12 protein-coding genes are annotated in these 11,439 nt (G+C 51.3%); 2 read left to right on the top strand and 10 right to left on the bottom strand.

Annotated features, from left to right (window positions below; all coding sequences use genetic code 11):
* The 3 genes from INT22_RS20620 to INT22_RS09370 all read right to left on the bottom strand — a co-directional run.
* Positions 1-871 (bottom strand): gamma-glutamyltransferase (locus INT22_RS20620; protein ID WP_226912560.1); only part of this gene is annotated, 871 nt, incomplete at its 3' end.
* A gap of 20 nt (positions 872-891) precedes the next feature.
* Complete coding sequence (locus INT22_RS09365) at positions 892-1,422, bottom strand: chromate transporter (RefSeq protein ID WP_193068124.1); 531 nt, start codon at positions 1,420-1,422, stop codon at positions 892-894.
* On the bottom strand, positions 1,419-1,976 hold the full coding sequence (locus INT22_RS09370; RefSeq protein WP_193068125.1) for a chromate transporter: 558 nt from the start codon (positions 1,974-1,976) through the stop codon (positions 1,419-1,421). Before INT22_RS09370 ends, INT22_RS09365 begins: the two co-directional genes overlap by 4 nt.
* 190 nt (positions 1,977-2,166) lie before the next feature.
* Between INT22_RS09370 and INT22_RS09375 the strand changes: the two genes are divergently transcribed.
* Positions 2,167-2,835 (top strand): GntR family transcriptional regulator, encoded by a 669-nt coding sequence (locus tag INT22_RS09375; RefSeq protein ID WP_193068126.1) that lies wholly within the window; start codon positions 2,167-2,169, stop codon positions 2,833-2,835.
* A gap of 97 nt (positions 2,836-2,932) precedes the next feature.
* Positions 2,933-3,481, top strand: coding sequence for a DUF1415 domain-containing protein (locus INT22_RS09380; RefSeq protein WP_193068127.1), 549 nt, complete (start codon positions 2,933-2,935; stop codon positions 3,479-3,481).
* A 54-nt stretch (positions 3,482-3,535) separates the two neighbouring features.
* On the opposite strand, the gene INT22_RS09385 is transcribed toward INT22_RS09380, so the two are convergent.
* The 7 genes from INT22_RS09385 to INT22_RS09415 form a co-directional block, all read right to left on the bottom strand.
* Positions 3,536-4,030 carry a GNAT family N-acetyltransferase gene (locus tag INT22_RS09385; protein WP_193068128.1) on the bottom strand — a complete coding sequence of 165 codons (495 nt, stop codon included), beginning with the start codon at positions 4,028-4,030 and terminating at the stop codon, positions 3,536-3,538.
* A gap of 23 nt (positions 4,031-4,053) precedes the next feature.
* On the bottom strand, positions 4,054-5,046 hold the full coding sequence (locus INT22_RS09390) for an LLM class flavin-dependent oxidoreductase (protein WP_193068129.1): 993 nt from the start codon (positions 5,044-5,046) through the stop codon (positions 4,054-4,056).
* Between the two features lie 133 nt (positions 5,047-5,179).
* Positions 5,180-5,866: an SDR family oxidoreductase gene (locus tag INT22_RS09395; protein WP_193068130.1), complete on the bottom strand. Its 687-nt coding sequence runs from the start codon at positions 5,864-5,866 to the stop codon at positions 5,180-5,182.
* A 77-nt stretch (positions 5,867-5,943) separates the two neighbouring features.
* Entirely contained in the window at positions 5,944-7,230 is a 1,287-nt protein-coding gene (locus INT22_RS09400) for a nitrate regulatory protein (RefSeq protein WP_193068131.1), read from the bottom strand.
* A gap of 115 nt (positions 7,231-7,345) precedes the next feature.
* On the bottom strand, positions 7,346-8,698 hold the full coding sequence (locus tag INT22_RS09405) for a NarK family nitrate/nitrite MFS transporter (RefSeq protein ID WP_193068132.1): 1,353 nt from the start codon (positions 8,696-8,698) through the stop codon (positions 7,346-7,348).
* A 301-nt stretch (positions 8,699-8,999) separates the two neighbouring features.
* Positions 9,000-10,019, bottom strand: coding sequence for a patatin-like phospholipase family protein (locus INT22_RS09410; protein ID WP_193068133.1), 1,020 nt, complete (start codon positions 10,017-10,019; stop codon positions 9,000-9,002).
* 104 nt (positions 10,020-10,123) lie between these two features.
* Positions 10,124-11,221, bottom strand: a complete 1,098-nt coding sequence (locus tag INT22_RS09415) for a CZB domain-containing protein (RefSeq protein WP_193068134.1) — start codon at positions 11,219-11,221, stop codon at positions 10,124-10,126.
* Between the last annotated feature and the right edge of the window lie 218 nt (positions 11,222-11,439).

The following is an 11,439-nucleotide window of genomic DNA, read 5'->3' on the forward strand; positions in this document are numbered from 1 at the left end:
CCACCGGATCTGTCGATTGGTCATCTAGTGACTCAAGAATCCCCAGCGCTTGAAGCACAATTAACCCACTGCCGTTTGGGGGGATTTCCCAAATATCATGGCCCCGATACCGGATACTGATGGGGTTGACCCATTCTGGCTTGAATGCTTGTAAATCTTCTTTGCGTAAGAAGCCGCCATGCTGACGTGAAAAGGCGTCCATCGCATCTGCTAGGCTTCCTTGATAAAACGCATCTGCGTGGCTGTTGGCAATTTCACGCAGCGTTTTTGCCATATCTGGAGAACGCCAAACATCACCCGCTTTGGGAGCCTGGCCATTGGAAGTAAAGTGCGTAAACCAGGGGATAAACTCTGCTGCTTGGTATTGACCATAGCGCTTTACGGCGCTTTCCCATAGCTGACTCGCTACTGGAGATACAGCAAAGCCTTCTTCGGCTAATTCTATAGCTGGCGCTAACAACTGCTCAAACGGCAGTTTACCAAAACGCTCTGAAAGCGCAGCCCAAGCGCCAGGCGCACCAGGCACGGTGACCGGGACTAACCCATGGGCAGGCATTTCCTCATGGCCCAGGGCCTTGACGGCATCACATGAAATACCCTTTGGAGCAGGGCCGCTAGCATTGAGGCCATGTAGCTCACCTTTTACCCATACTAGAGCAAAGGCATCGCTACCAATACCGTTCGAGGTCGGCTCAACAACGGTTAAAGCAGCCGCTGTCGCAATGGCAGCATCAATGGCATTGCCGCCTTTTCGTAAAATATCAACACCTACCTGCGCAGCAAGCGATTGAGATGTCGCGACCATCCCGCGTTTGCCAAAGGTAACCATGCGACGTGAAGCGGAAGGGTAATAGTGTGGATCGTAGTGCATGCCAGTCCTCGCATTTTTTGTTAGCTAATAAAAAGAGCGCCGTAAATTAATGCACCCATAACCACAAAGGCGGGGTGCATGTTGAAGCGCAATAAGGCGATAGCGGCCGCTATGCCGATAATCAGCGTATGGATAGCCCCGCTGGTGTTAAGGCTTTCGAGTAGAAAGCCCAAGGTTAACCACGCCATCATGATGGCGATGACCGGGCGTACCCACTGGCTCATACGCTTGACACGGGGAGAGTCACGATGACGGTAAAGCAGCCCCAGTGCCCCCAGCATCAGCATTAAAGAAGGAATAACCGTGGCAGAAACAGCCACCAATGCACCGCCAATGCCAGCGATGTCATAGCCAACATAGCCTGCCATTTTGGTTGCAATAGGGCTGGGGAGTGCGTTGCCCAAGGCCAGGGTTTCGGCGAACTCTTGAGAGGTCATCCAGCCATAACGGCCAACCACCTCGGCTTCAACAAGAGGAATAATCGCGGGACCGCCGCCATAGCCAATAATGTTAGGAATGAAAAACGCTAAGAAAAGCTCCCAGTAGATCATGCCGAGCCCTCGACGCGTTTTTTACCCGTTGGGCGCAGCATGGCTGTTAGCAAGATGGCACCAATTACCCAGCCAGGGTGGACACCCAGCCAATAAATTAATCCACCTGCAATGACTGCCATGAGCGCGCTTGCTAGCCAACCAAGAGCAGCTTGAGATTTGTCGAAAAAATCCCAGGTTAATTGCCCCATCATAATCATAACGACAGGAATAACTGCCTGCCCCATGCCGCGTATCCAGGCAACGTCGCGATAGCGACTAAAAATGCCGAGCATGACAATCATTGCCACAATCATAGGCACAATCACGGCAATAACCGCCGCAATGCAACCACTGATACCGCCAACCCGGTAGCCGATATAGCCGGGCATCTTAGTCGCGATAGGACCGGGCAGCGTGTTGCCGATGGCAAGTACGTCGGCAAACTCCTCATCGGTTAGCCACTTGTGCCGCGTCACAACTTCAGCATGTACTAGCGGTATCATGGCAGGCCCCCCGCCGAAGCCGAGGATGCCAACACGCAAGAAAGCCCAAAAGAGTGCCGACTGTTTCATATGCCCAGTGCCATTAGCAGCGGCATCTCAGTTAAAAGCATCCATTTCGCCTCTTAATCGTTTGTTTTGTTGAAAATCGATTTTTATGAATAAAATAGAATATAGGCTAGGCTATTGTGAGACGTCAACACCTAGCCCTAGAATCTCCGTTAACAGACGCGTTCGCGAAGATGCGCAAAAGGATCACGGAATGAACAAGCACATCCCTCCTGCTGCTGATACAGCCTCCAGCCCTATTTACGATGCGTTGCGCAGAGATTTAGTCGGTGGCCGCTTTGCGGCGGGAGAAAAATTAGCCATTAATGCGCTGAAAGAGCACTACCAGGTAGGGCTAAGCCCGCTGCGTGAAGCATTAAATAAATTGGCGGCGTACGGCTTATTAATCCAAGAAAACCAACGTGGCTTCAGGGTTCCGAAGCTGTCGAGGGAGGAGCTGGATGATATTGCGCGTTTGCGCACTGAGCTAGAAGGCATGGCGTTTGAGCGTGCCATTGCCCACGGCGATGCGGTATGGGAAGCCGATCTTTTAGCGGCGGCTCATCGCTTAAAACGTGCGGATGTATCACTCGATAAAGGGGAGGAGTGGGAGCGTCTACATACTCAGTTCCATCGCACTCTGGTGGCGCCTTGTGGATCGGTGTGGTTACTGCGATTTATAGAGCAGTTGCACGATCAGTTTGATCGCTATCGCCGCTTGGGGCCCAAAATGCCCTCTATTCGGCAAGAGTTGGACGAGCAACACCATCAATTGGTGGAACTGGCGTTAAACAGAGATGGAAAAGCGGCCCGCGCCCTAATGGATGATCATATTCATAAGTCTTATGAAGTGGCGTTGGCACGGTATCAGGCGCACACCTGAAGCATTTGCTTGTTCTTGCAGGTACACTATTTCTTACCGGTACACGAGCAGGTCCTAACCGTGGTAATAGCCACTCTAATGTAAGGTAGTAGGCGTGATGCAAGAGGCGGATAATCAGATAGCAGAGCAGACGTTAGCATGGGTACGCAGCTTTATTGTGGAACACAATATATGCCCGTTTGCTAAGCGCGAGCTTGACGGCGGTAACGTTCGGGTCGAGGTGGTGCGCTCGAAAAAAATCGACGTGGCATTGGAAGAACTAATAGCCGAAGTAGAGTGGTTGAACGAGCATCCAGAAACGGAAACCACGCTGCTGGTGTTTCCCACGCTGTTTAAAAGCTTCGATCACTACCTGGATTATGTCGAACTTGCCGAAAGCCTGCTGGTAGACCTGGGGTATGAGGGTGTTTATCAGTTAGCAACCTTCCATCCTGATTACTGTTTTGCCGATGCTGAGCCTGAAGATGCTGCGAACTACACTAACCGCTCGCCCTACGCGATGGTTCATCTGTTGCGCGAGGCCAGTGTCGAAAAAGCAATTGCTTTTTACGGTGATACGGAACAAATCCCAGAGCGCAATATAGCCCACTTAACCGAGTTAGGCAGCGCCGCCGCTGAAGAGCTTCTGCAACGCTGCCTTAAATAACCCGGTGACCTATGATGTCCTACCAATAAAGCGTGCCTTGTTATCCAGTGGTCACTACAGCGCTTTATACATCACGTAGCTATCGACTAACCCCTGGGATGCGTGCCGATAGGCGTTAGGAATCGTGCCGACAATCGCGAACCCTAGCCGTTGCCACAGGGCGACGGCTACTTGGTTTGTGGCCACCACCGCATTAAATTGCATCGCTTCAAAGCCATGTTGGCGTGCTACATGCTGCGAGTGTTCGCACATCTGGCGGGCGACACCTTTCCCTCTAGCAGCAGGCGTTACCATATAGCCGCAGTTACAAATGTGTTGGCCAGGGCCTGCAGCGTTGGCTTTCAGATAGTAAGTGCCCAGTAACTCGCCTTGATCATCTTTTACCGCAAATGACGCTTTGGGCTGCTGACACCACAATGTATAAGCTGCTGCAAAGGTAATGTCAGGATCGATAGCGTACGTTTCTTGAGCGCTAACGATGGACTGAAATGTAGGCCAGAAGGCCGTGAAGTCCTCTTGCGTCATGGGTGTAAAGCTAAGTGTTGTCATGGTTTTGGCGTTTAGTTAATGGGTTATCGAGCGACGTTGGCTACGATTTCATAGCTACGCATGCGGTCGGTATGATCATAAAAGTCGCTATTGATCATTAACTCGTCAGCGCCAGTCCGCGCCTGAAAGGCCTCTAGCTCAGCTTTGACCGTATCGGGCCCGCCTATGATGGCGGCACCTAGGAACTGGCTTACTTGGGTGCGCTCCATCGGTGACCAGTCCATCTGTTCAACCGGGGGCAGCGACTGAGTCGGTTTACCTCGAATAAGGCTAAGAAATTTCTGTTGAGAAGTCGTTGCCAAGTAATGGGCCATTGCATCATTTTCGGCAGCGATAACGGGTAGCCCTACCATGGCATGGGGTTTGTCTAAGTGCTCCGACGGTCGGAAGTTATCACGATAAAGCCGCAATGCTTCAAATAAGTAACCCGGTGCAAACTGGGCCGCAAACGCAAAGGGGAGCCCGAGTTTTGCGGCTAATTGAGCACTATAACCGCTAGAACCGAGTAACCAGATAGGTACGTGGGTGCCTTGTCCAGGGACGGCTTTCACGCGCTGCTGAGGGTCCGCATCCGCTAAGTAGCTGTGTAGTTCATTTAGCAGCTGTGGAAAGTCATCGACGCCCGCCTGTGCATTGCGGCGCATTGCCTGCATGGTGGCGCCATCTGAACCGGGCGCACGGCCCAGTCCTAAATCAATCCGGCCTGGATAAAGTGTTTCTAGGGTGCCGAACTGCTCGGCTATCACCAGGGGCGGATGGTTGGGTAGCATGATGCCACCGCTGCCCACGCGTATCGTGGAGGTTTGCCCAGCAACATGACCAATTAATACGGCCGTTGCTGCGCTGGCGATGCCGGCAATGTTGTGGTGTTCAGCCAGCCAGTAACGCGTATAGCCGAGCTGTTCTGTCCGTTGCGCTAGGGACACGCTGTTGCGAAATGTTTCTTCAGCGCTACCTCCTTGACGAATCGGTGCTAGATCGAGCACGGAAAGGGCGGTATTGGCGAGTTGGCTCATGGGGCACCTGCATTAAAAAGCGTATGGGCGGCTAAATTTACGGCGTGATTTATTAGCACGCTAGATATCCCAGTGTTATGTGGGCAGGTAAGAAGAAATGCAAGGTGCCATTATTGCCCGTTCGCAGCGTCGATTAATCAGTGGGTGGCGTTGGCCGAATTAAAATCTCGTTCACATCGACATGTGATGGTTGAGAAAGTGCATAAATCACGGCGTTGGCAATATCGCGATCTTCAAGCGCATGCTCTGGTGGCTTATCAAAGAAAGGGGTATCCACCATGCCCGGTTCAATCAAGGTAACGCGCATGCCCGTTCCGCGTAGCTCTTCACGCAAGTTGTAGCCTATACCGGTCACTGCCCATTTTGTGGCGCTATACATCGAGCCTGGAATCGTCGTTCGTCCAGCAGCTGAGCCGGTTAATAGTACATGCCCTTTGCTCCGCTTTAGCGCGGGAAGGCATGCCTGAAGCGTTAGCCCTACACCGTAAATATTGGTCAGGATCATCTCGCGCCAAGCGTCGTGATCTGCACCGCTAAAGCCGCCTGGAGAACCTCCGCGCCCAGCGTTGGCAAAGACGGCATCGATACGCCCAAATGTTTCAATCGCTTGATCGACCATTGCTTGCTGTTGCGCCATGTCGGTGACATCCAACGCACATGTCAACACGTTTTCTGGGCCAAGCTCTTGGGCCAGTGCGGTGAGTTTTTCGGTAGAGCGGGCGGCAAGTATCAGCTGATAACCTTCACGTGAGGCTGCTCGCGCGGTGGCGGCACCAATCCCACTTGAGGCGCCTGTAATCATTAGGACACGGTGCTGCATAGCGTGTGCTCCTAGCTCATTCAGAAAGGGGAGATATAAGAATGGCTAATTGCCCACAGTGTTGCAAATGAGCTGTTTCAGCTTGTGTGCGTGTTTTCGTCTTTGCGTTTGAGCATAGATGAAAGGTCGAGTATCGACTGCGCCATATCGGCCATGCTTTTACTGTGATCCATCGAGGTTTTACGTAAAAAACGGTAAGCCTCTTCTTCGGTCATTTCCTGGTGAGCCATGATAAGGCCTTTGGCACGTTCGATGAGCTTACGTTCACGCAGGGCTTTACGGGTATTTTCCAGCTCATCGCTAAGACCTTGAAGGTGGCTCGATTGGGCATGGGCAAGCTCAATCAGTGAACGTCCTAATGGAGAGGTTAAAGCGCTAGCTGTCAGCTCTCCTAATGGTTGTGTATCGCTCAAGGCAAGAAGCTGCTCACAGGGAGCAGGAGTTGGCTGGTTAAGAGGTGTTTTAGCCTGTTCTAACGTCGCATGCACCTGAGCGATTTTTTGATGACATAACGCCGTTAATTGGTGATTTAGGGTGTCCTCAACGGCTTTGATGCTATCAATGCGTAATGTGGTTAGGTCATACCATGTTTCACTAAGCGTTTTGTCTACGCGGCCTTCTTGATGAGAGTCTTGGTAGGCATGTTGATAAGCAATATTGCGAAGCTGCTGAATCCCCGCGAGTGTTCGCGGCGAGAGAGTCTGCTGCCAAACAAGCTCAGCCTCGGATGAGGCAAACTCTTCAAAGGTGTCGAAGCAGCGCTGTTGGTCGCGTACTAATTGATTCATTAATTCGCGATGGGCGTCGTCGAAATGCCCATGGGTAAAGCCAAAGGCACCACAGGCACGTTCTTGCCCAGCGAGTTCTTTGCCTTGCATAAGGTGGAAAATAGCCACTAGTGCGCGAGTGATATCCGGGTCTACCGAGGTATCTGCTGCTTCAAATACAATGGCGAGGAGCCCACTAATTAAGTGGTTAAAGGCTTGGGTTGCCGCATCAGGAGAGATCGCAAACGAATGAATGGCTTGTCGTAATGTGTTTAGATCATCCAGGGCAAGCCACACTGCCGCGATCCGCCTGAGTAAGCGTGCCGCTGCCTGTGGTCGTGCTTCTTCGGTAAGCGCTTCTAGCCGCTGGCGCATAACGGTCTCGGCTTCTTGGCTATGCTGTACAAATTCCTTCCGCCGAGTAGCAAACCGTTTACCTTTCGAGACAAGGTAAATCGTCGAGGCGCCTCGTTCACGTTGGAGCGCATGGATAAAACCGCTAATGTCGCCAACGATCTCTGAGGTAGTGGCTAAGTGGTGCAGGCTATCGATATCGCATCGAAGGGCGGTTAAGAGTAGCTGTTGGGCTGAAGACATAGTGGTTTCCTTTTACTCCCCGCCTGAGATGAAATCCCCTCTGTTGCGATAAGTGTCGCGAAAACGTGTCGTAAAAAATCGTCGCGGATAAAGCATACAGAGGGGTAAGTGAATACTAACGCAGCGAGAGTGCGCCTGCGCTCGTATCGTCGCCAACCGCATCACGATAGGCAGTTGCTTCTTCAGCTTCTGTGGTATCGCTGAAACGTACTACCAGTACACAGGAAGCAAGCACTAATACGGTAACGCCAAGGTAAAAAAGCCCTTGTTGATAACCAAGACTTTCACTACGGAACAGAAAGGCGGCGGATACAGCACCGACGTTTCCACCCGCCCCCACGATACCGGCAACAGCACCGAGTGCTTTTTTATTGATAAAGGGCACCACGCCAAATGTTGCTCCTTCGGCCATTTGAACAAACAGGCTGAAGACCAGCATGATGCCGATTGCGAGGCTTAAGACGTGCATTTGTGAGAAGGCAATGAGTGCTATTCCTTCACACACCAAGGCGATAAACAGCCAGCGGACTCGCCCTTTTAAACCGCCTTGTTTAGCGAACAGGTCTGAAAAAACGCCGCCAAGGGTACGGGCAAAAATATTCATTAGGCCAAATAAACCAGCGATTAAACCAGCGGTTGCCAGGGTCAGGTCAAACTTGTCGAAGAAGTAGATAGCGGCAATATTATTGATGGTTAGTTCGACGCCAAAGCAGAGCCCGTAAACAATAAACAGCGCCCATACGCGAATATCTTTTGCTGCGGTCAGAAAGCTTTGTACTGCGCTATTTTCACCTGTGGCTTCGGGTAGCTCGCCGCGGGCGCGCAGGTCGCTAAAGTTGCCATCGGGAGCGTCTTGGGTAAACAGCCAATAGCCAATCCCAGTAAAAAACAGTACGACACCAGGCACCACCATTGCTAAGCGCCACCCTAGCGTTTCACTAACGCCAAGCATTAGTAGACCTGAGAAGATCAGCGGCATCAGGATTTGCGTCGTACCGCCGCCCAAGTTCCCCCAGCCAGCACTGGTCGCATTGGCGGTGCCCACGACATTTGGCGCAAACATCATCGTGGTGTGATATTGGGTGATCACAAAGGATGCACCGATGGCTCCGATGGCCAGCCGAGCGAGTAAGAAGGTCTCAAAGCTATTGGCAAAACCTATGCACATAACGGGCACAGCGCCGAGCATCAACAAACCGGTATAGGTTTTACGAGGCCCAATTTTATCGCACAGCACGCCAATGAGCAGGCGGACAATAACGGTAATAGCAACGGAGGCAATAATGGTATTGCCGATCTGCGTTTGGGTGAGTGATAGATCTTCACGGACCACTGCCATCAGTGGAGCGATGCCAAACCAACCAAAAAAGCAGATATGGAACGCGAACCAAGAAAAGTGGAACGCGCGCATTTGAGGGGTAGAGAAGTTTAATAGCCGAATGCGGTTAGCTTTATTGCGAATGTCCATGGATGGCCTCACAGAGCACGATACGAGTGGGTCAAAACATGGCGCTTGGAAAGGCGCTATGTTGTTAACGAGAACATGCCTTCGCCATTGAAGGGCAGGTTCGACGCACTCGTACCCGTTGGGCCTGGTCCACGCCTACCATCATTCAGTAAGAGTGAAGCAATTAGTTCGCCATAAGATTATTTTAATTTTAAAATCAGTTTCTTATGTGTATTTTTTTGATGGATGGAGAGTTTCAGCAGGTTGGTAATGCACCAAGGTGGCGCATCTGCGGTGAAGACGTGCGACACCTGAGTGCTGGTTATTCGTGCAAATAAACAGCGTCAATATCCAGTGTTGAACGTTCACCTATCGCTTCAAAGTGAGTTTCTAGCCAGCGTTCGGCGGCCTCTCGCCCTTGCTCAAACAGGTAACATAGAAACGCCCACTCTGAGTTCATTTTGCTGGATACCGAGAGATCCTCTAGCGCCTGTTCGCCACTGATACGGTGGAAGAGAGCTTGCTGATAGCAATTTTCGATCCCCTGTTCATCCAGGGTGCGCTTAAGCAGCGCAATCATGCGTATTTCTTTAATCAGGGCTGAATTAAAGGTAATTTCATTTAGTCGATTCATTATGGCTGAGGCAGACGTAGGGACTTCTTCTCTACTGATGGGGTTAATCTGCACCAACAGAATATCGCGTGCGCTGCACTCCTCCATTAACGGGAGCAGCGCTGGGTTACCCATATAACCGCCATCCCAGTACGCTTCACCCTCTATCTCAACGGCTTGAAATACAAATGGCAGGCAAGCAGAGGCCATCACCGCATCTACACTCATCTCTTCGCGGCGAAAGACGCGCTGTTTCCCGGTGCGAACGTTAGTGGCTGTCACAAATAGCTTAAGCTGCTCACAACGTCTTACACGTTCGAAATCAATATGTTCGGCGACAATGTCACGCAATGGATTAATATTCAGAGGGTTCAGTTGGTAGGGGGATACCAAGCGGCTTAAAAGATCCATAGCCACATAACCCGGTGAGTGATCGAGAGACCAGTTTCCGGTAAGTACATCAAGTGGCGAGCGGCGAATTGGGCTTGCCATACCCGCTCGGCTAACCGCTTTCCAAAACTGGTGTAACGCTTGACGAGCCGTTTCTTTGTTACCGCGGGTGAGGGCGTCTGCCATGACCACACCATTCATTGCGCCAGCGCTTGTGCCACTGATGCCCTCTATTTCGATACGGTCATCTTCAAGTAAGCGGTCGATGACACCCCATGTATAAGCACCGTGCGCTCCACCGCCCTGTAAAGCGAGATCTAGCTTTTTGATCTGCGACATTGCCTTCCCTGCTGAGTGAGTGATTAAAAGCGCAGTAACCCACTCAGCATGGCATAAAAGGGTGTGATATGTGTACGCCTGCTAGGCAGGCGCACAGCACGTCATCAAGGTGAATCTGCTAATGGTGAAGGGCGCCCATTTGAAAGGGGAACCTCATAAACGGCATGCTCCATCAGTTTATCAAGCTGGAGCGCTAGCTGACTGCTGGCTTCTTCCATCATAGCCAGTGCCGCAAGCAGGCCATTATGATCACCTTGGCGGGCAAACTTAAGTGCTTCTAAACCGCTTTCATGAAAACGCTTATGCGGTGCCGCCAGCGCTTTGTAAGCCTCCGTATGCTTATAGCGATGACCGTCCCCCATAAAGTACCAATGCCCAAGCGTGCAGTGCTGGTGATCTTCTAAATTCTCTTCCAGATGAGCAGAGAGTAGTTGCCTATAAAGGCGGCTTTTCCATACCGCATGCTCGAGTTTGGCGGCGTGCAAATAAGCCGTGGTTGTACTGTGGTGTATGACCTTATACATATGGCGTGACTGGTCTATCAACTGCTCAATAACATGTTCTGCTGCTTGGGCGGCGCTGGTTAAGGCCTTTATTTCCTGCTGCTGATAATCACGGATCTTTGCATCTTCATTGACTTGCAATGCGGTGCGCTCGATCCACTGTGCTAGCTGATGCGCTAATTGCCGAGAGTGTTCTGATAACTCTTGCAGGTCCTGGACAATTGCTGGCATGCCTGCCGGTTGTTCATGAAAGTGAGCGACTTCCAAGGCCGCAGTAATGGCTAACGCTTGTGTATGGCCTGCGCTGTGCCCTAATTCGACACTCAACTGACGTATATCGTGGAAGGCTTGCTCAGTCACTAAAGGGGACGATAAATACGTGTCTATTTGCTGGCAGCGTTGGCGGTGTTGCTGCAACGTTTGTACGCTTTGCTCGGCTTTATGGAGTCGGCTGAAAGTGTCAGTAAGTGTCGATTGCTCGGCAGCAAGGTGCTGAGCGTGCACTTCTACGCCCTTGCTCAATGAACAAAGCATGTCCGCGCCCCTGGCCTGCAGCATGCTGAGCGACTCAACCGGCGTCATCAAGCTGATCGCGCGACAGCGGTGGCGCTTTTTTTCCGCCTCTAATTGGGCATTCAACGCTGCCAGTTCTTGCTCTAGGCGATGGATAGTTTGATACGGATGCATAAAAGCAAACATGGCCAGTACCTGCAAAATAGTAAATAGCTTTGTGATGTTTTGTCACAAAGTATTGCAGGTGGTTGCCGTGCGTGCCGGATTTACCTTGTATTAATGATGAAAACCAGTCTCTTGCGTTTTTTGGGACTATGTTTCTTAATGTATCCGGATTAGTCTCGAAGATTAGTCTCAACAGCGAATTCTAAAGACCAGTTTAAAGACCAGCCTTAAGGCTGGTC

The organism is Halomonas sp. 3D7M (assembly GCF_014897885.1).
In the GTDB taxonomy this organism is placed as follows: domain Bacteria; phylum Pseudomonadota; class Gammaproteobacteria; order Pseudomonadales; family Halomonadaceae; genus Vreelandella.